General features: G+C 58.6%; 17 protein-coding genes and 5 pseudogenes. 19 read left to right on the top strand and 3 right to left on the bottom strand.

The window, feature by feature from the left end; genetic code table 11:
- Nucleotides 1-669 precede the first annotated feature (669 nt).
- The gene (locus NKL04_RS20370; protein WP_156951526.1) at nt 670-945 is read right to left on the bottom strand and encodes a hypothetical protein; all 276 of its coding nucleotides are present in this window, start codon (nt 943-945) and stop codon (nt 670-672) included.
- Nucleotides 946-1,137: 192 nt separating this feature from the next.
- Between NKL04_RS20370 and NKL04_RS20365 the strand changes: the two genes are divergently transcribed.
- The 5 genes and pseudogenes from NKL04_RS20365 to NKL04_RS20345 all read left to right on the top strand — a co-directional run bounded on the left by NKL04_RS20365 (nt 1,138) and on the right by NKL04_RS20345 (nt 3,910).
- Nucleotides 1,138-1,458, top strand: coding sequence for a type 2 periplasmic-binding domain-containing protein (locus NKL04_RS20365; protein WP_023703040.1), 321 nt, complete (start codon nt 1,138-1,140; stop codon nt 1,456-1,458).
- A gap of 396 nt (nt 1,459-1,854) precedes the next feature.
- Nucleotides 1,855-2,139: pseudogene (locus tag NKL04_RS20360) on the top strand (hypothetical protein); the annotation flags it as partial.
- Between the two features lie 427 nt (nt 2,140-2,566).
- On the top strand, nt 2,567-3,229 hold the full coding sequence (locus NKL04_RS20355; protein ID WP_023703042.1) for a TlpA disulfide reductase family protein: 663 nt from the start codon (nt 2,567-2,569) through the stop codon (nt 3,227-3,229).
- A gap of 10 nt (nt 3,230-3,239) precedes the next feature.
- Entirely contained in the window at nt 3,240-3,557 is a 318-nt protein-coding gene (fdxB, locus tag NKL04_RS20350) for a ferredoxin III, nif-specific (RefSeq protein ID WP_031209913.1), read from the top strand.
- A gap of 29 nt (nt 3,558-3,586) precedes the next feature.
- Nucleotides 3,587-3,910: an exopolysaccharide production repressor protein gene (locus tag NKL04_RS20345; RefSeq protein ID WP_031209915.1), complete on the top strand. Its 324-nt coding sequence runs from the start codon at nt 3,587-3,589 to the stop codon at nt 3,908-3,910.
- Between the two features lie 45 nt (nt 3,911-3,955).
- On the opposite strand, the gene NKL04_RS20340 is transcribed toward NKL04_RS20345, so the two are convergent.
- Complete coding sequence (locus NKL04_RS20340; protein ID WP_156951528.1) at nt 3,956-4,267, bottom strand: hypothetical protein; 312 nt, start codon at nt 4,265-4,267, stop codon at nt 3,956-3,958.
- 386 nt (nt 4,268-4,653) lie between these two features.
- On the opposite strand from NKL04_RS20340, the gene NKL04_RS20335 reads away from it, so the two are divergent.
- The 4 genes and pseudogenes from NKL04_RS20335 to NKL04_RS20320 form a co-directional block, all read left to right on the top strand.
- Complete coding sequence (locus NKL04_RS20335; protein ID WP_280938728.1) at nt 4,654-5,295, top strand: DUF1403 family protein; 642 nt, start codon at nt 4,654-4,656, stop codon at nt 5,293-5,295.
- A gap of 46 nt (nt 5,296-5,341) precedes the next feature.
- Complete coding sequence (locus tag NKL04_RS20330; protein ID WP_023703046.1) at nt 5,342-5,593, top strand: DUF1403 family protein; 252 nt, start codon at nt 5,342-5,344, stop codon at nt 5,591-5,593.
- Nucleotides 5,594-5,598: 5 nt separating this feature from the next.
- Nucleotides 5,599-6,042: pseudogene (scpB, locus tag NKL04_RS20325) on the top strand (SMC-Scp complex subunit ScpB); the annotation flags it as partial.
- 40 nt (nt 6,043-6,082) lie between these two features.
- Nucleotides 6,083-7,063 (top strand): annotated as a pseudogene (locus NKL04_RS20320) (transposase); the annotation flags it as partial.
- 683 nt (nt 7,064-7,746) lie between these two features.
- On the opposite strand, the gene NKL04_RS20315 reads toward NKL04_RS20320, so the two are convergent.
- Complete coding sequence (locus NKL04_RS20315; RefSeq protein WP_023703051.1) at nt 7,747-8,454, bottom strand: class I SAM-dependent DNA methyltransferase; 708 nt, start codon at nt 8,452-8,454, stop codon at nt 7,747-7,749.
- Between the two features lie 759 nt (nt 8,455-9,213).
- On the opposite strand from NKL04_RS20315, the gene NKL04_RS20310 reads away from it, so the two are divergent.
- From NKL04_RS20310 to NKL04_RS32140, 10 genes and pseudogenes are all read left to right on the top strand, one after another.
- A complete protein-coding gene (locus tag NKL04_RS20310) occupies nt 9,214-9,549 on the top strand; it encodes a LysR family transcriptional regulator (RefSeq protein WP_023703052.1) in 336 nt (111 codons plus the stop codon).
- Between the two features lie 8 nt (nt 9,550-9,557).
- A pseudogene (locus NKL04_RS20305) lies at nt 9,558-10,065 on the top strand (winged helix-turn-helix domain-containing protein); the annotation flags it as partial.
- Between the two features lie 337 nt (nt 10,066-10,402).
- Nucleotides 10,403-11,167, top strand: coding sequence for an SDR family NAD(P)-dependent oxidoreductase (locus NKL04_RS20300; protein ID WP_352724301.1), 765 nt, complete (start codon nt 10,403-10,405; stop codon nt 11,165-11,167).
- Between the two features lie 116 nt (nt 11,168-11,283).
- The gene (locus NKL04_RS20295; protein ID WP_023703231.1) at nt 11,284-12,090 is read left to right on the top strand and encodes an SDR family NAD(P)-dependent oxidoreductase; all 807 of its coding nucleotides are present in this window, start codon (nt 11,284-11,286) and stop codon (nt 12,088-12,090) included.
- A gap of 58 nt (nt 12,091-12,148) precedes the next feature.
- The gene (locus NKL04_RS20290; protein ID WP_023703290.1) at nt 12,149-13,156 is read left to right on the top strand and encodes a hydroxymethylglutaryl-CoA lyase-like TIM-barrel protein; all 1,008 of its coding nucleotides are present in this window, start codon (nt 12,149-12,151) and stop codon (nt 13,154-13,156) included.
- 302 nt (nt 13,157-13,458) lie between these two features.
- Nucleotides 13,459-15,384, top strand: a complete 1,926-nt coding sequence (locus tag NKL04_RS20285) for an HAD-IA family hydrolase (protein ID WP_023703289.1) — start codon at nt 13,459-13,461, stop codon at nt 15,382-15,384.
- A gap of 239 nt (nt 15,385-15,623) precedes the next feature.
- Complete coding sequence (locus NKL04_RS20280) at nt 15,624-16,385, top strand: SDR family NAD(P)-dependent oxidoreductase (RefSeq protein ID WP_023703288.1); 762 nt, start codon at nt 15,624-15,626, stop codon at nt 16,383-16,385.
- A gap of 9 nt (nt 16,386-16,394) precedes the next feature.
- Nucleotides 16,395-17,207: an SDR family NAD(P)-dependent oxidoreductase gene (locus NKL04_RS20275; RefSeq protein WP_023703287.1), complete on the top strand. Its 813-nt coding sequence runs from the start codon at nt 16,395-16,397 to the stop codon at nt 17,205-17,207.
- Between the two features lie 142 nt (nt 17,208-17,349).
- Nucleotides 17,350-18,150 (top strand): NAD(P)H-binding protein, encoded by an 801-nt coding sequence (locus tag NKL04_RS20270; RefSeq protein WP_031210022.1) that lies wholly within the window; start codon nt 17,350-17,352, stop codon nt 18,148-18,150.
- Nucleotides 18,151-18,494: 344 nt separating this feature from the next.
- Nucleotides 18,495-18,760: pseudogene (locus NKL04_RS32140) on the top strand (IS110 family transposase); the annotation flags it as partial.
- Nucleotides 18,761-18,902 lie beyond the last annotated feature (142 nt).

Below are 18,902 nucleotides of genomic sequence, written 5' to 3'. Positions count from 1 at the left end.
CGTTGAGTCGTTCGGTCCTGGCGGATCTCACGTAAGGGGAGGGGCTGTCATTCGGACTACGCACTCCGGGCAAGCTCGTCATACATCGCAAGGGTAGGTTTTCGAGACTGCCAAACTGCAGGCCGAGCGTCAGGCGCGGGAAGTCAGCACAGAACAAGAAGTACTCTCGGCCGAAGCCTGCCTTGCATTTGAGCCATCCTTGAAGCTGAAGCCCCACGACCTGGCGGGCGGCGTCTACACCCGTAGCGAGCAAGTCGGCGATGCCGGCTGTTCTGCGAAGATCTCGCCATGCGGTTGCGGAAACGGAACAACGTCATCTGGCAGCTTGGCACACATGTGCAGCTTGGCAATTCGAGGCGGGCGGGTCTACTCGATCGACACCAGTCAAGGCGAGATCGACACAGATTTCATAGTGCTAGCCCTTGGCGCCAGCGCGCCACAACTCGCTCGGCAGGCGGGGTTCCGCCTGCCGATCTACGATGAAGGGCTATTCGATCACAGCGCGTCCCAGCCCCGGCTCGACCCCACTGCGTCACTCGGTGACCGACCTTGACCGCAAGATCGTCTATGCCCTTCTCCCTGAAGACGGAGCAGATGTCGTCCGAGTAGCTGGGATTGCAGCCCACCAGTCGATGGCCCGAAGCAGCCTAGTTTCAGATCGGAAGCACGTCACGCATCAGGCTGTTTGAACGATCGCGCGGTCGGCTCTTTCCAACCCCTGAAGCAAACTATCTTAAGAATGTGGCGAACTCGGTCTTGAACCAACTGAACGAGGCCACGCGCTTTCTTCAGGATTACGGCAACATGCGGGCTGGCGACCTGCGGGTCATGAGCATCCCCAGGACCGTCGCTCTTCTTTTTGCCCAACCTGATTAATGAGTTCGTCCCAGCGCTCAGCCAGGTGAACGCATCGCTCATGGCTTGGAACAGCTCAAGTATCGTCAACTGGATATCCAACCATCAATCGGGCGTCGGGCTGGTAGAGATCTATGAGCCGAATCCGTTCCTTAGACTGGAAGCGTTAGATCTGCGATGTGTGTGTGCGCTATCGAAACTCCACAAACTGGCGACGAAAGAGGTGATAACACCAAACGATCTGTCTGGCGAAATTTGGCTCTGATTGTCTCGGATCATCCTTTGTTCGAGGATATTCACGATGTATTCAAAGCCTCGAATTGTCAAATGAACGTCAGGTTTCAAAGCGACCTCTTCGTTCCTCAATTCGCGATGATTGAAGAGCGCGGATTGATTGGCATCATCGATCCCATCAACGTTCGGAACTATGAAATCTACAGCCGCCAATCGGACGACATCGTGTTCCGAAGATTCGAACCAAGAGTTAAATTGACGGTTGTCTCACCGTCGTTGCGTCCGCTGTCGGCGCTTGAGAACGAATTTCGAAGCGTTCTAGTCGGCGAGCTCGCGAAAGTTTCGGAGCACCCATCTCGCTTGCCCTGAAACGCAGCAACGCCCACCTCCGAACCGTCGTCGAGGCCCTGTTCGACGACAGAAAAACATCGTCAGGCGGCAGGCGACTAATGGCCGTCCTCGCCACAAACGAGCGAGGGCGGTCCACTACGGCGCGGCAATTAACCTGGGAAAAGCGTCAATCAGGATGGGAGCGTCGCGAGGGACGTCACGGAGGGAGGGCGTAGCCCCGACTGGAGGGACGTTCCTGGCGACGGCGCGAACCCACACAGGGTTCACGCCGTCTGGTGATCGCGATGTATCGGTGCATTTCTTCTTCCGTAAGACCGTATATCCGCTTCTGCCGGTGAGGTGGCTCGCCCTACACTGCGCGTCCGAGGGTTGCTCGGGCGGGCCGAGCCGATCCTCATCACAGGAGGACGAGCCGTGTCAGATTATAGGGAAGCATTTGTCGGAATCGATGTCGCAAAGCTTAGGAACGCCATCCCGATTGCGGATGCCGGCCGGGAGGGAGAAGTTCGCTTCATCGGCGAGGTCGACGCCTCGGATGAGAGCATGCGCCGAGTTATCCAGCGGATCGCCAACAGGTTCGATCGCGTTCATTTCTGCTACGAGGCCGCCCGACGGGCGGCCGCAGTTGAGACACTTCGGGTCCACCGGCAGCATGTGCGCGCCTTCATGCTCAAGCACCGACCTATCTCTCCGCGCAAAGACGCTCAAGCCGGTGGCGGAAGCGGACGATGATGACGGGCCTGGCGCGGCAGCCAACGCAGTCATGATGTCCATCTGCTCGGTCCCGTCCCTCGGCCCGAATACATGTGTAGTCATCCGTGGCCAGGCTTTCGTGCCGGCCCGAAGCGCCAAAGGCATGTCCAAAACCAGACAGCGGCAGGAAAACATGTCGACTTCAATACAAACGGCCATCTTGGATTGGAGCTTTTCTAAGCCATTAGTGCGCTTGCTGCCCGCTGAGCGCGCCGGCACGGCCTTTGCGAAGTGTGATGCGGCCACACTGAGTGAAGGCTGGTTGCACGCAGACGCGCGTGACTCTCCTTTGCTTGACCCGTGCCCCTCCCTAAGGGGGAAACAAGCTCGCGCATAAGTCGCGCAGCCTTTGGCAATAGTTTTGGAGAGCAACATGGTATTGCAGATGGACTCACCGGCTCCTCCGATCCAACTGGAGAACTGGCTGCGTGGCGAGCCCCTCACGAACTTCCAGCCCGCCAAATTGTATGTCGTCGAATTTGGGCAACTTGGTGCGGAGGTGACGGCGATGCCCCATCTGATGCAGCTGCAGGAGAAATACAAGGACAGCGGACTTGAGGTCGTCGGGATCGCGGCGGATGAAGATGCTCCAACGGCCGTCGAGGCCCGGACCAAGTTGGACGCGTGGTTGACCGAAAAGTGCTCGCATCTGAACTATCGGATCGCGTTCGACTACACAGCTGAAATGTACAAGCTTTGGAGGGGACCCAGCTTTTGCGTCGGGGTTCCGACCTCGTTCGTAGTCGACCGAGACGGCTGCATCGCCTTTATCGGTCATCCGAGCCAACTCGGTGAGGTTTTGCCGAAAGTGCTCAACGGCAGCTGGCCTACCAGCAACAAAGCGAAAGCGGCCGATCAGGAGCGGATCGCAACAAGCGAACCCCTGGCGCGCGGACAAGCGTTGAAGAAGCCGATCGATGACAGGTTCTGGGCGGCGGTGAAGTTGGAAGATTGGAAGACCGCGCTCTGGGCTATCGAAGAAGCGTCGGCGGTTTTGCCGAGTTGGATGGTGCCAAGAGAGAGTTCGCTGCAATGAAGAAGTTACGATGAGGAGCACATTCACCACCCGCGATGGCTCCGGATGGATGCCGGAATATCTCACCGCTATAGACGGCGCGACCTGCATCGGCTGCGGCCGCTGTTTCAAAGTCTGCTCGCGCGAGGTGATGCATCTTTACGGTGTCGATGACGCGGGTGAAATCCTCGGTGCCTGCGACGGCGAAGAACATGATTTCGATGGCGAGCTGAATCGCATGATCATGGTCGTCGATCATGCCGGCCGCTGCATTGGCTGCGGGGCCTGCGCCCGCGTCTGCCCGAAGAACTGCCAGACCCATGTTGCAGCCGATCAGGTCGCAGCGTGATCTGAGGAGACAGAACCAGGAGAACGGCGTTGCCCTTTAGAATGTTTTTTCGAGTCCTGGGGGTGGTGCTGTGCAGCACCGCACTGACCGTCTACTTCGCATCTCATTCCATCGGCACCGTAGTCGTCACGACCCTGGCTTGTTCCCTGCTCCTTCAGCTGGCGTATTTCGCAAGCGTGCTCTTTCTGATCTGGCGGTCTGGCCGCGATAGCCGAATTAGCCAAAGGGCTGAGCATTTCGACAGTTGCAAGGAAGCTGGAGCTTCGCCGCCACACCTTGATGAGGTGACGAATGAATCCGCAGATTTGCTCCAGCGCGATCAAATGCTGGCCATATCGCTGCTGCTGCCTTGAGGCGCCATGACAAGGTCAGAGCTGACGTGCTCCCGTTTTGTGCGTTTATTTTTGGTCGCCCGGCCGGAACTTCCGGGGGTGATGGTTTAGGGCGGCACGCACGCCGATGAGCCTTTTATGAGCGATATCGGCGGCTAATTCACCAGAACCGGGCGGACATTGATCACGATCAGTTGCGGGCGTTTCGGGGGTGGCTGGGCCGTACCAGCGAAAATCGAAGGCCAGTGTGGCGGCTGAGCTAAAAGCAGGGGTCTTGTGGAGATCAGTGATAACGACTAGCCAAAGTTCAAGAGCGAAGCCTTTGATGCGATCCACATTGCCGTGGAAGGCATGTACCCGGGCCGGAACGATCGACAAGGCGACGCTGCGCAGCTTCGACGGCAGTGAGCGGTGCCGCTAGAATTCACACCGCAAAAATCAAGGCGCTGCGTGTGACGGGCATTCTTGTGGATGTTCATTCGGACCCTCCGGTGAGTGCTGAAGCGTGGTAACTCCAGTCTCCCCGGACCGGCTCGAATGGACAATCTCCCGAAAGCTTACAGCTAGGCGTTTTGCCGCTACGTGCGATAAGGCAAGCTTACCGGACATAACGGCCTGTCGACAGGCGCGGCGGTTTTGGGTGTCATGCCTTGTAAAAAGCGCCGCGTGAATTCATCCTGTCGGGGATGATTCTTCGCCCCAAACCCTCCCCGCGCCATCCTGCCCAGCCTCCCGGAACCGAGCCGTTCGCGCCGGCGGCGCCGGTGCCGGCTTGGCTGCGCAAGGCAGTCGAGACGGCGCAAGCCTGCGCCCCAAAAGGCCTCGAGAATGCTGCGATCGTCGCCGGTGCCGCGCTCGGCGCCCTCGATGCGGTCGTGCGCCGGCACGAAAAATGGGCCGGCGCCTGGCGGCAGCGGCTGGCGCTTTCGGCGGCCGCGATGACGGCAAAGCAGGCTGGCCGCGTTGAGGACGAAAGCGCGTTGCGCGACGCCGTGCTGCTCACGCGACCGGGCGACAATGTCGGGCCCGCCGGCCGTTTTCTCCTCGCCTGGCGCCGGCTGGCCGGAACGCCTGCGGAGAAACTGCTGACCGCGGCGAGCATCGCCAGGGTTTTGGAGAATCTTGGCCATGTCCGAGACGACAAGGCGGTCAGCGACCTGGCAGATGAGCTTCGGCAGCTTGCCGTCAGCGCCGGCACCGTCGGGATGCTGACCGGCGCGTTCATGGCCGCCAAACGACATAGCTTCGGACGCACGGTCGGAGCCTGGCTCGCCGACGCTCTGCTGGCGCAGCGGCTGGGTTGGACGCAGGCGATGCCATTGATGGGCGCGGAGGGTGGCTTTGGGCTCAAGTCCGGGCCGGTCCCCCCGCTCGATAAGTGCCATTGCGGCGAGCACCGAGGATGAAGCCGAACGTGCGAAGAGCCTGCTCGCCGCCCAGGCGCGGGCCGCGTTGCGCGCCGTCGATCTGTCCGCCGAACTCGAGCGCCGCGCGGACCGGCTGCTTGCCGTGGCCCCGAAACTCAGGGCCAAGGCGCCGGACACTGTTGTCGAAAAGCTCCTGTCCGACGATGCGATCGTGGCATCGGAAAATATCGCCGGCATGAGCGATCGCGGGCTGCGCCGGCTGTTCGACCGGCTCCTCGAACTCGGCGCGGTTCGTGAACTGTCCGGCCGCCCGACCTTTCGCATCTACGGGCTGTGAAAATGATGGCTGAAGCGACGGCCCGAAGAGGAACTAGGGGCCGGTCAGATGACCGTCGATCAGGCGACCGCCGTCCAAATGACCATTTGTTCGACCGCGAGCTCGATCAACTGCCGGCGGAGGTTCGCTGGCGCGAATGGATGCATCGCGTCGAGGCGACGATCTTTGCTGCCAGTGAACCAGTCGGCCGCGAGACTCTGGCTCGCATCGTCGGCAAAAGCTGCAGCATTGATCTTCTCATCGACGACATTCGCGAGGAGCTGCGCGGACGGCCCTATGACCTCGGCGCCGTCGCTGGCGGTTTTCGGCACCTGACGCGGTCGGTTTATGCCGACGCCATCCGCAGTGCATTTGGCAGTGCATTTGGCACAGCCGTCGGCGGGGGCGGGCGGGCGGTCGACCTGACGCCGTCGGACGTGCTGGTGCTGATGTGCATCGCCTATTTCCAGGCGACGGGCCTGTTTACGAACAGACCCTATCAAGATTGTCGGCATCGACGACTGGGCCTATCGCCGTAACCATCGCTACGGCACGATCGTCTGCGATCTGGAGCGACGGCGGATCGTAACGTTGTTGCCCGGACCGTGAAGTTGCCATCGTGGAGGCTTGGCTTGCCGACCACCCTGAGATCGAAACCGTCTCGCGCGACCGCGCCGTTCGCAAGTCGATACGGATAATCCGCACTGCGATCGGCGCTACGACGATCAATCCCGACTTGCTCACCTACGTGGAGAGGCTGCAATACGAAGGCTATCTGCGGCGTGAGGAGACAAACGCGGCAATCATGAAACTTGCCGGCGAAGGCAACCCATCAAGGAGATCGTGCGCCGCACCGGTCACAGTCGCAAACTCGTACGCCAAGTGATCCGTGGCCAGCGAACCGAATTTCCGCGTCCGGCAGAGTTCGCTCGGGGCATGGTTGCCGTTCCTGGATAGGCAATGGATATCGGGCTGCCACAATGCAAGCGAGCTCTGGCGCGGCGGCTGAAGACAAAAGGCTTTCGGGGACGGCTGGGCGTCGTCAGCGAATGGACAAGGCGACGGCGTCGCGCCGAGCAGGCATCCGATCAGCAACTCCGCAAGGTGCCGTCAGCCAGAACGATCGCGCGGCTGATGACGACGGCCCGTGATCATCCAAGCAAAGCCGACACGGTTATGATCGTCGCCATCGAGCTGGGCGTGCCCCTGCTGGTGGAAGCACGCAACCTGATCGCCGGTTTCCATTCCATGATCCGCAAGAAGCTTGCCGATGAACTCGAGCCGTGGATCGCCGACGCCGGAAAAAGCCTCATCGCGTCTTTCGTCAAAGGCATCATTCGCGACCATGCTGCCGTCCGCGCCGCGATCACCGAACCATGGTCCAACGGTCAAACAGAGGGACAGATCACCAAGCTCACGCTTGTGAAGCGGCAGATGTATGGACGCGGAAAGCTCGACCTCCTGCAAGCCAGGCTGATCGGTGCAGTATGATCCCAAACTTCATCGAGAGTGCGTCAGCCCCCCGATTCCGTGGTCATTGACAACAGGCGTAGCTCCGCGGCAGTGATCGATTGCGCTTCGGCGGGGTCCGGACCCATTCAGGATCTTGTCGAGCTCGCGCGCTGTTCGGCGCGCGCCGATTACTCATCAGTCGACGATAGGGAGGCTGGGGCCGACCTTTGGACGTGCAGTCGGTTCGGCAAGATCGAGCAGTCAATGAAATTGTTAGCGAAAAATCAAGCCATTTCTAGCGCGCAAATCTAACCGTCACATGTCGTTCCTGCATTTGAGATCGGGAAGTAAAAGCGACAGAGGTGCGTTAGGTTCGACTATTTTTCCGGATGAGGACACCAAGAAAGTGCTCATGGGTTTTTCCCTCGTTCCATAATTGCGTCATCACTGCGGCCGTGACCGGCAAGGCAGAGGGCCGTCGCTCGCTTTGCCACCAAGCCTATGCCTTGGCTCGGCAACGTCACCCCGCCGCAGGTGGTGACGGCAGCATGAAGTATCTTCGCGGAGCCTCGGATAGCCAGTGCGATGCGTTCTTTCGTGGTGCGAAGCTCAACAATGTAGAGGAATGGGGACTCTGGCACGGCCGGCGTAGGTGCTCGCGCTCCTCGTGGTGCCTTGCATCGGCTGCCAGTTCGTCGTCGGCGAGGTTTGCGGCATCGTGGTCATAGCCGCTTGTCCGTCGGGGCGCTCATCTTCTCGGGCACCTGGAAGACCCAATAGTGTGCGTCTTCCTCGGCGACGTATCTGCCGTTCCTTAGACACTGTGCCGGTATAAGAACGCCTTCATCCTGCATACACCGCACCTGATCTTCAAAGGATGTAGTCTCCACATAGCTCTTCCGCGTGCTTGCAACGATGAAGCCGTTCGGGCGGGTGACGCGAGCCAGCTCGCGCAATCCATCCGGTCGGACGTGTCCGAGCGTTAGGACGCCGCAGCAGACGGTCAAGTCATAACTCGCACTGGAGTAGTCGGAGAGCTGCCCGTTAAGATCGACATCGCCTCGGGCCCGGCGGTAGACACCGGTTTGCCGGGCCTTTTCAGCCATCTCTTCGGAGAGATCGAACCCGTCAATCAACCGGAAGCCGAGGCGTTCCAGTTCCACGCCGACGAGCCCTGTTCCGCAGCCAGCGTCCAGGATTGCGATGGCATTCCGCTTCCCGGCCAAGTAGGCCGTCTGCACAGCCCCTGCCAGTTCCGCCACGATCTTCGGCCCGCAGTACCCGACGCGGCCCTGGTCCAGATCGAAGGCACTCGCCCATCCGCGATATAAGTCGGCCAAGCGACCGGCGTCGCCATCGAGGACATGGGATGCTTTCATGCGCTCCCGTGCGGCTTCCTCCGGTGTTGTCTGCTGATCCAGGGTCTTCATTGAGTTCCTCCTTGTAAGGGCAGATGAGTGCGGCACTGCATTAATGGGCGCGCAATGGCAACGATTGAAACCACAAACGTTTCTTTTCCACCATGCGAAGCATGGTTGTTTGACCATGCGAAGACTTCTAGACGCAAGGAATCAAGTCGAGATCCTCTAGCGGAGACATATGTTCATCCGGCTCGATCCGCCCGGCGGGGTTTGTCAGCAATTCTTGACCTGATTCTGCCGGTCCTATCGACGCTTTCCACGATAAGCCATCGACATTCCTAAGACGGTTAGCAGAAAGAGTCGATCTGGCATTCTCAAGAGTGACTGTAACAGCGGATGCCGGAACAAAAACCTGTTTTTTGAGAATTTTATATTACGTTAAGTTACAACGTCGAAATATCCGTATTTACATAAAGTTCATCTTCCGCAGGAAACGGTGACCGGGTTGCACCTCGTTAACATGACGATACGCGCGCATGTCGATCCACAAACCTTTTTGTCCGAAACTAGACAAGAGTGTTGGAAGCCCGACAAAACGGCCGGCCGGGCTCGACTATCGGTTGGGACGAGTGATGCGATTCAGAACAATGCAGTAGTCGGCACGCAACTTGCTGGCTCAAAGCTGACAGCCCCGCAGTGATGTCAGGGAGGCCGGGAGTGGGTAACCAGCCTCTCAACTTAGACGCGTGCAGCCTTGGCGACAGTCCTTTATGGGCCAGGGGACGACGTGGATACGGTTCGCGACTGCTGATCTGATTGGAGTGTTCAATGGATCATCCCTATCATGGTCTCCCGTTCCTCAGTGCCATTGAGGTATTCGAGGCATTGGCACGCCATCTCTCGTTCAAGATTGCGGCTTGCCAGCTAAACCTGACAGTGGGAGATATCCGTTGGCAGATCAAAGTCATTGAAGACGAGCTCGGCGTTCCCCTGTTTATGGTACTGGGAGCGGACGTCGTTCTTACCGCCCCTGGCAAAGACCTTTACACTGTGCTGGAAAGCATTTTTTCCAAGACGTGCGATGTCCTCGCGACGATTAAACGCGGCGGTCGATCCCAGATGTCACCATTGCCTCCACAGATGCGTTCGGGCCGATCTGGCTGATACTGCGCGCAGCAGGTCCCGAAGGTCTTGTCGATCAATGGTCGCTTGGTCCGCCGTCGTCTGCCGCCTGAACAGCAAGCCGACCTGGCCGCAAAAGTCCGGACCGTACTGGTGTCGTGCGCTGGCGGCGCGTCGATCTGAAGTGCGTCATCAGGGAATCGCTTCGGCGTGGACTGCCACAAGCGCTTTGTCGGAATCCTGCTGCACAGGCTCGGCTTTTCGCACGTCAGCGCACGTCCGCTGCATCCGGCACCGGACGCCCACGTTCGTCGAGGAATTGAAGGCACATCTTTGCGACCTTCCACTCGAACGAAAGTGGAGCTGTGGTTCCAGGGCGAAGCCAGAATTGGTCAGAAGAACGGGATCGTGCGGCAATGGGCAAGGCGTGGAACGCGGCTCTGCCAACCGGCTGACCAGCGCTACAAAAGCGCCTACCTGTTCGGCGCAATTTGCCCGGCGCTCGGCATCGGCGCTGCTCTCGCGCTTCCATTTGCCGACACCGAGGCGTCCCGATTGAAGTGATTGACATCTAAAACAGCGAGCAGTTGCTGCTAAGCATGCGGCAGCGATGATGCCTCATAGCTGTCGAAGGCCGAGAGTGGGCCCACATCGGTCAAATCCCATGACTCTTAGCATAACTCGCCTCAGCAAGAACTTAAGCTGCTTACCCAACGCTGTCTTCAGCGTCGGAGGCCGTATCGGCGTGCATGAGACACAAATGTAGCGAATCCGACGTAAGAGCAAAACCGACGTTTTTTCAGCAGGGCTATCATGTTGTTTTAAGCGGATTTTTCGTTTTGGCACGACACATGCTTGGCTATCTGCAACGGTGCCAAGAAGGGTGCATAAGAGAATGGATTTAGGGCTTAACGGCAAGGTGGCAATAGTCGCGGCCGCCTCCAGCGGCCTAGGTTTGGCCACAGCCGAGGAACTGGCTAACGAAGGCTGCCGCTTGTCCATCTGTGGGCGGGATTCGGGGCGGCTAGAAAGAGCAGTGGATCGGTTACGCGGCAAAGGCGCCGAAGTGGTGGCGCGCGCGACCGATGTGACTGACTGCGCGGATGCAGCAGCTTGGGTTGCCGAAACAGCAGAGCATTTTCGGTGTATCGACATCTTGGTGACGAATTGCGGCGGCGTTTCTGCCGGGCCACCCTCGGCCATGACGCCCAAGGACTTCGACGATGCGTTTGACCGAGTGCTTTTACCTTCGATCAATCTGGTTACGGCCGCCTTGCCGCATCTGCGGCGCTCGCCGGCGGGGCGAATATTGATGCTCGCTTCCGAGGCTATTGTACGGACTCCGGTACATTTCGCGCTGTCGGGTGTCGCACGAGCAGGGCTAGTGCCTTACTGCCACACGCTCGTACAAGAATTGTCGGGGGAGAGCATCACGGTAAACGTGCTTGCTCCTGGAGCACACAGCACCGCGATTCACGAAGCCAATCGCCTCGGCGACCACGCCGAAGCCATCCGTGCGCTCGAGGATAGGACCCCGGCCCGACGCCTTGGCGATCCCTCGGAATTCGCAGCAGTTGCTGCATTCTTGGCCAGCGCCCGCGCGGCCTATGTCAGCGGCGCTCTGATCGTCATCGATGGTGGGCTGAGTGCAACCGTCTGAACCATTCATCGCACTAGGAGCCATCGCATGAACGAAGCCAACGCAAACAGAGCCGTCATCGATCTCGGCCGTTCAATCGCACATGCGTGTATTCATAGCTGGATTGGGTAATCTCTATGTCAGATACAGCTCATAATTATGCGACTGGTGCAGAAGGATACCAAGAGCTCTTCGGAGTCGATGGCAAGGTGGTCTGCATTTCAGGCTCGAGCCGCGGTCTAGGGAAGTCGCTCGCCGCCTGCTTTGGACGATTGGGCGCGAAGATAGTCCTTTCCTCGCACAATGTTGAAGAGCTGACCGAAGCAGAGGCCGAACTTGCGGGCCAAGGAATCGACGTGACGGCTATCCGCGCTAATGTGCGGTCGCACGACGATTGCAAAGCTTTGATCGGTGGCACGGTCGACCGGTTCGGGCAGATCGATGTGATGGTCTGCAACGCAGGTATCGACATCATTAAGCCAGCGCAGTCATATGAAGAGCCGGAATGGGACGAGGTCGTCGATACCAATCTGCGGGGCTATTATTATTGTGCGAAGTTTGCCGCCCAGGCAATGCTGGAACAAGGCGGCGGCAGCATCATCATGACTTCTTCGATCGCCAGTTCCCTCGGCATACCGGGCTTGGCTGTCTATGCTGCGAGCAAGGGGGGCGTCAATCAATTGACGCGTACCATGGCGGTAGAATGGGCTGATAAGGGTATTCGTGTGAACGCCGTCGCACCTGGGTTCATCAACAACTTCATGGATGGAGTGCATCCTAATCTCGATACCCCTTATCAGCGCCGCGCAATGGAACTCACTCCGATGCGACGCCGCGGCGATCTGTCCGAGTATTTTGGGCCTTACATTTTCCTCGCGAGCCCAGCAGCATCGTTCGTAACAGGCGAGATTCTTTATGTCGATGGGGGCTATGCCGCGAGCTGATGCAGCATGCTTCGATGTTGTGGCGGTATTTGGAGGAGGATGGGTAATGGTAAACACAATGCCAGACGAAGTGAACTTCCTAGATTGCACTTTGCGCGACGGTGGCTACTACACAAATTGGGATTTCGCGCCGGAGCTGGTGTCTGACTATGTCGCTACTATCAACACTCTCCCAGTGCGCATGGTTGAGCTGGGGCTCGCCGGAAAGCCTGAGAGCCACGGATATTTCGCCAGTGTGACGAGTTCTAAGGCCCAACAGGTGGCTGCCGGTCTCCTGATCAAGGCTTGCGTCATGATCGATGCCAAGGATGTGCTTGCGAGCGAACTGCCTGTAGCCCTTGCCGTGACCCGCCTGACAGAGGGACTAGAGCCAGGGCATATCACGACCATCCGAGTGGCGGCGCATTACAGCAACTTGGCCGCCTACCGGAACATTTTCGCTGAGTTGTCTCGCAGGGGCTTCCGTGTGTTTTTGAATCTCATGCAGCTCGATGCCGCAAATGCTGCAGAAGTTGAAATGTGCCTGAAGGAGGTAACGCAGATCGACACCATCGATGTGCTTTATATTGCCGATTCCTTTGGCTCTATGAAGCCGACCCGCGTTCAGGAATTGATCAGCCGGTTTGCGGACCGAATTGAGCCTGACATTGGATTCCATGGCCATGACAACCGCGGATATGCTCTGGTCAATTCAGTGGCCGCCGCGACGGCGGGAGCGACCTGGATAGACTGCACCATGGGCGGCATGGGCCGGGGCGCAGGAAATACGGCTAGTGAGCAGCTCCTACCGCTTTTCACTCACCTCGAAACATCCACGGAACGGGCACTCATCGAGCACGTCTTGCGTCACTTCGATCCGCTGCGCAAACGGTATGGCTGGGGCAGCAGCGCGGCATATCAATTCGCGGGCGCAAACTTCATCCATCCGTCCTATGTTCAAAAGCTTTGTGAAGGCGGGGCTTGGTCTGACGCAGCGATTATCAGGCGCCTTTCGAATCTTCGCGCAGATGAACGGACGAGTTTTGCCGATGAAAAGCTGTCGGCGCTGATGGCGGACATCGCCTGATCGCAGACATCTCTGTCGAGGTGCCTCTTTTTCCCAACTTGGAGGAAGCCATGACCCTGCCAAACGCGGTAGCAAAACCATCGGCCCTCCCGTCCGATCCACGGTTTTCATCAGGCCCTTGCCGTAAACATCCCGGTTGGAACGTGCACCCAACTATGCTGCGCTATGTTGGACGGAGTCACCGGAGCCCCGAGGGAGCAGAAAGGCTTGGAGAAGTAATCAGGCGCATGGCCTCTTTGCTAGAACTGCCTGATAGCTGGCTCTGCGGAATCGTGCCCGGTTCAGGCACTGGAGCCTGCAGCATGGCCTTACAAAATCTGCTTGGCCCGTTTCCAGTCGAGACATTCTTGTCAGACAACTTCTCGCAGTATTGGGCAAATGAGATCGATACGTTAGGGCTTGCCCCCCAAAGCCGGCACATTTGTGCTTTCGGAGATTTTCCGAGCACGAGCGGGATCGACCCCACTCACGACATCGTTTTAGTGCTAAACGGCACCAACAGCGGCGTCTGTCCACCGGATCTTGACTGGATTCTTCCTGACCGTGCCGGGCTTGTGATCGCGGATGCCGTCTCGGCAGCTTTTACGAGTCCCATCGACTACGATCGGATCGATGTTCTGTGCTGGTCATGGCAGAAGGCGCTTGGGGGCGAAGGCGGCCATGGCATGATCGCACTCTCGCCTCGGGCCCAGGCACGGTTGAAAGCGAGCGGACGTAAGCCCGTAGCCAGGCTCATGAGACTGCACAACGCCGACGGATCTGTAAACAAGGCGTTCTTTGGCGGCCGCACGATCTCAACCCCCAGCATGTTCGCCGTCGAGGATATCCACTCTGCGCTCGACTGGGCCGAAGCGTGCGGTGGACTACCAGCACTTCTGAAAAGGGTTGCCAATAATTATGCTGTGATGGACGACTGGGTGAACTCTACTCCCTGGATCGATTGGACTTGCACCAATCCGGCAGCACGCTCCACCTGTTCAATTACTCTTCGGCTTGTGCGAGAGCAGCACGCTGCCGGCGAGAAAGAGGACGACGGCAAAATCGTTGCTGAGATGATCCGTCTACTCGAAGCCGAAGGCGCGGCTTTTGACATTTGGAGCTACGGTGACGCGCCGCCGGGATTTCGGATATGGGCGGGGCCTACGGTCGAGGCAGATGACTTGGCGTTCTTATGCGAGTGGCTGGCCTGGGCGTATAGTGAGACGTGCGCGGCCAGCATACCACCCGAAGCGGGGGTCGTGCGTCACGGCTACTTTCCGCCCCCTAAGGCGCGCGCGGTTCAGCCAAGGACGGAGTCGGCGCGTCCTCATACCGCGGCCCCCGAAAGCCCGCCTCCCCGGACACTGGCAGATTGCTATGACGCGATACTTTTCGACGCGACCGGGGTCCTGATCAGCCAAAATGAAGCCCTGCCTGGCGCTGCTGATATCTTGGCCCGACTTAATACGTCCGGTCAGCCATACTACATCGTGACGAATATCAGCAGTGGGTCGGAGGAAACGATATTAGAACGTCTCCGCGGTGCGGGACTTCCGATTCCGGCGGTCGACCGTATCGTGTCCGCGGGAGGTGTTGCGCGACATCGCGTACTCGAAGAGCTGGCGGCCGGGCGGGTAGTTTCGTATCTGGGCAGCGCACACGCTGCGCACGATATCTTCGGCAAGCATCCAAATCTCCATTGCGCTGACACGGTCGAGACATTCGAGACGCTCGTAGTGCTCGATGACGAAGGTTTCAATTTTAAACGGGCGGCCGATCACCTCCTGTCCACTTTTCGACGCAGACTGATCGAGACGGGCGAAATGCCCCGTATGATAGCGGCAAACGCGGACATCATTTATCCTGGCAAGAATGGCACACTCGTCTTTGGACCAGGTATAATAGGACCAATGCTTCAAGCTGGACTGGCGCCCTTCGGTGCTCCTCCAATCTCAGTAGAGATCATGGGCAAGCCAGGAAGAGCGATTTTCGAAGAATGCATCGCTCGGGCAGGTACCGATCGTCTTTTGATGATCGGCGATCAGGTTGATACCGATATCAAGGGCGCAAAGGCTGCAGGGCTCGACGCACTTCTCGTAACCACTGGCCTCAACAATTGCGGCGAGTTGCGTCAAGGTGAGAACAGCGCTTCCGATTTCGTCGCAAAGAACCTTGGTCAGATCTTCGACGGCAGTTCGTTTGCAGACCTTCGATCGGCGATGCATTCCGGCACAACAGAGCAGGTTTAAGCAGCTTTGAGCGAGAAACTCGGAGCGGACAAGGATCATCTTGGCGGCTGCGGTTGAACCGCCAGCATGGTTAGGAGGGAGATGGCGACGATCGTTTCGACTATTTCGGCGGGAGGTTGTGATGGTGAGAGGTGCGCCACGACTAACCGAAGCGTTTGTAAAACTGACACCGCGTTCGGTATCTTGCTGGCCAGCCTTCTACCACTAGACCTCATTATTTCTAATGGGCAATCATTACCATGACGCATTCCAAGAAAGTAGTTATCGTTACTGGGGCAACGTCGGGGATAGGGGAGGCTGTCGTAGAGGCCTTCGCCGCGACAGGGGCGTCACTGGTTTTGGTCGGCCGCGATCGAGAGCGGGGCCAAAGAGCGTTGGAGTCGGTTCAGAAATTCAATTGTCAGGCCGAATTGATGCTAGGCGATGTGGCTGACTCCTCCTTCGCCGACCAGGTGATTAATTCCAGCGTAGAGCGGTTCGGAAAGGTTAGCGTGTTGGTGAACAGCGCCGGGATTATCCGGCGTAGAAGCGTCCCCGAAACCACGGACGATGATTGGCGTCAGACATTCGACGCCAATGTCAGCGGTGTTTTCTACTTCAGCCGCGCTGCCGTGAAGGCTATGAGGAAAACCGGCGGCGGCAGCATTGTCAACATAGCCTCGAATGTGGGGTTGGTTGGCCGTCCCGGGCTGGCTGCCTATTGTGCGTCAAAGGGTGCCGTCGTTCTGTTGACAAAAGCGATGGCGCTCGATCACGCCAAAGAGCAAATCAGCGTCAATGCGGTCTGCCCCGGTGCTGTGGATACACCCATGCTTGTTTCGGCCCATAACAAACCAGTTAGCATTGACGAGGTCCTCCAGATGAACATCGATTCAACCCCCCAGGGCCGCGTTGCTACTGCGAAAGAAATCGCAGGTCTGACGCTCTACCTCGCGAGCGAGGAAGCTAGGCACATCACAGGGGTTGCTATTCCAATAGATGGCGGGGTCACGGCAGGATAGGAGGAATTCTTGGGTAATCGGCTAACAGGCAAAGTTGCCATTGTCACCGGTGGCAATCGGGGCATTGGCCGGGCGATCGCAGACAGGCTCGCTGATGAAGACGCCGCGGTTGTCGTCGGCGACTTGCGTGACGATCACGCCGTAAATTCCGGCGGCGTCGAGAGGCTCACTTTCATATCTCTTGACGTCACAAAAGAGGTCTCGGTTCGGACATTCGTTGACGCGGTCCTCGAGAAGTTTGGCAGGATCGATGTACTGGTCAACAATGCCGGCACGGTCATTCATAAGTCGATCGACGAACAGACCGCCGAGGATTGGGACAGGCTTATGGCGGTCAATCTCCGCGGCCCGTTTTTAATGGCCAAGTATGTGGTCCCGGAGATGAGACTCGTGGGCTCAGGCACGATCGTCAACATCGGGTCCGTCGAGGCCTATATGGTCAACCCATGGCATACTGCCTACGCGGCCACGAAGGCCGGCGTCCATGGCCTTACGCTGGGACTGGCCGTTGATCTCGGGCCTGATGGCATCCGTTGCAATACCGTATGCCCCGGTTGGATCGATACCGATCTGAACCGTGCGTACGTCGAGATGCACCCGGACCGAAGCTTGATCGAGCGGGAGTTGGGTCAACTTCACCCGGTCGGACGAATCGGCGCTCCAAAGGAGATAGCCAATGCGGTCCTGTGGTTGGCTAGTGAGGATTCCAGTTTCGTCAGCGGTGAAATGATCTCTGTCGACGGAGCGCGAACCAAAAAGATATCCCTCCCCACCATTTTGGATGAGGAGTATCGGGCCAAGCTGACGAAGACCCTTCCATAGTGGTGCGTTGGCAACCTCGAACGGGTGGATCGGGGTTGTAGACTGGAGCGGGTAAGTTCGGCGGGACCGTGAAAAATGACCTGGGCCTTCATCGACAAAGCTTGGAGCGCCTTAAGTACCACAATCCATGGAGGGAAGAGCCATGATCCTCATCACCGGAGCCTCGGGCCAGTTGGCGTCGCAGATCGTAACACGGGCGCGGCAGAAGGGCATTGCGATTCTCGCCGGCAGTAGAGCAACCACTGCTGATCGGCACATAGACTTCGACAGACCTGAAATGTTTGACTTCACCGGAGTCGAGACCATGTTCCTGACTTCGGCTGGCTCTGCCGAAGACGATAGCGTGATGCGTCGGCATGGTGCCGTTCTGGCTGCTGCCCGTGCGCAGGGAGTGAAGCACGTCGTTTATACGAGCCTCACTTATGCTAGCGATCATCTCGGCTTTGCACTGGCTCATCGTTGGACCGAGCGCGAGCTTCGGGCAAGCGGCATGGCCTGGACCATCCTTCGCAACGGTCTCTATGCAGAACTGATTGGCGCTCTCGCCGCGCCGCGCGGCGGGGTGGTTGCCACGCCATTTGGCGAGGGTCGGATTTCCGCAGTCGCAAGAGCGGATCTGGCCGAAGCGGCGCTTGCTGTGCTGGGTGATCCGGCTAACCATGCCGGCCGCTGCTACGAGTTGTCGGGAGCTACCGCATTTTCAATCCCGGATCTCGCGCAGAAGATAGGAGCCGCTTATGAGCCGAGCAGCTTTGAGGAGGAGCGCGCGCGGCTTTCGTCCCTGCCACTCTACGCCTTTCAACCGCCGATGCTGATGTCCATTTCGTCCGCCGCGGCGGCCGGATTCCTGGAAACACATGCAACAGATCTGACGGAGTTGGTGCCTATGCCACTAGACGCGCTAGAGATTGCAAGCGCCGTTGCTCGACAATCGGCACAATAGCTTCTGGTGCACACGAGAAGCGTTACAAGTCGTCTCGCCCTTGTGGTCACGACGGGTCCCTCGCACCTCAGCATCACAAGTAGACGCCGGCATCCCAACCGGCCTGCGCGATCGCCTTCATGCGCGCGCGAAGCTTGCGGTCGTTGGGGCCTGCTGGTCTCGTAGCGAATTGTCATGCGGCGACAGCACATCGCTTTTTACGCTCAGCGGTCGCTCATCCCGAAGGTTCCTTTAGGCGAGCGACAGCTTTCCGCTTGTCCGCTCGGCTGCGGGCGTCACCCCTAATGGGATGGTCCGCTCCGTCCTCCCGCAGCATCTGGGCAGTCACACCAAAGGAGGTTGCAATGTCCCCACGCAATGCGCCGCGCCCTGCGGCCGTCTATGGAATTGATATCGGCAAGAACGTCTTCCACGTCGTCGGTTTGGACACCGACGGTGAGCCAGTCCAGCGAGCTCGCTTTCGACCCGATACGTTGCTGCAGTTCTTTGAGCGGGCAGCAGCGCGCCTGTGATCGTGGGGATGGAGTTGTGCGCGGGATCATAATGGATCGCCCGGAGACTGCAGGCACTGGGGCACAAGGTTCGCCTGATCCCAGCGCAGTTCGTGAAGATTCCATGAGGGTGCGCCGGGAGACCGGCAAGGAGTAGATGGTGAAAGTCCATTACGATGAAGGAGTAGCGATCCACGTCGGCCCCGAGCCGTGCGCAGGCATCCGCGAGGATGTCGGCGAAGCATCGGTAGGGGAGCATGC

The sequence above is a fragment of the Mesorhizobium sp. C264A genome (genome assembly GCF_040324515.1).
GTDB lineage: Bacteria > Pseudomonadota > Alphaproteobacteria > Rhizobiales > Rhizobiaceae > Mesorhizobium.
The sequence above is the reverse complement of the archived record's forward strand: the minus strand, read 5'-3'. Positions and strand labels throughout refer to the sequence as shown.

Coding starts and splice junctions, on each gene's coding strand:
- NKL04_RS20355 (WP_023703042.1), top strand. CDS start 2,567: ATGGTATTGCAGATGGACTCACCGGCTCCTCCGATCCAACTGGAGAAC.
- fdxB (WP_031209913.1), top strand. CDS start 3,240: ATGAGGAGCACATTCACCACCCGCGATGGCTCCGGATGGATGCCGGAA.
- NKL04_RS20315 (WP_023703051.1), bottom strand. CDS start 8,454: ATGAAGACCCTGGATCAGCAGACAACACCGGAGGAAGCCGCACGGGAG.
- NKL04_RS20310 (WP_023703052.1), top strand. CDS start 9,214: ATGGATCATCCCTATCATGGTCTCCCGTTCCTCAGTGCCATTGAGGTA.
- NKL04_RS20300 (WP_352724301.1), top strand. CDS start 10,403: ATGGATTTAGGGCTTAACGGCAAGGTGGCAATAGTCGCGGCCGCCTCC.
- NKL04_RS20295 (WP_023703231.1), top strand. CDS start 11,284: ATGTCAGATACAGCTCATAATTATGCGACTGGTGCAGAAGGATACCAA.
- NKL04_RS20290 (WP_023703290.1), top strand. CDS start 12,149: ATGCCAGACGAAGTGAACTTCCTAGATTGCACTTTGCGCGACGGTGGC.
- NKL04_RS20285 (WP_023703289.1), top strand. CDS start 13,459: ATGGCCTTACAAAATCTGCTTGGCCCGTTTCCAGTCGAGACATTCTTG.
- NKL04_RS20280 (WP_023703288.1), top strand. CDS start 15,624: ATGACGCATTCCAAGAAAGTAGTTATCGTTACTGGGGCAACGTCGGGG.
- NKL04_RS20270 (WP_031210022.1), top strand. CDS start 17,350: ATGATCCTCATCACCGGAGCCTCGGGCCAGTTGGCGTCGCAGATCGTA.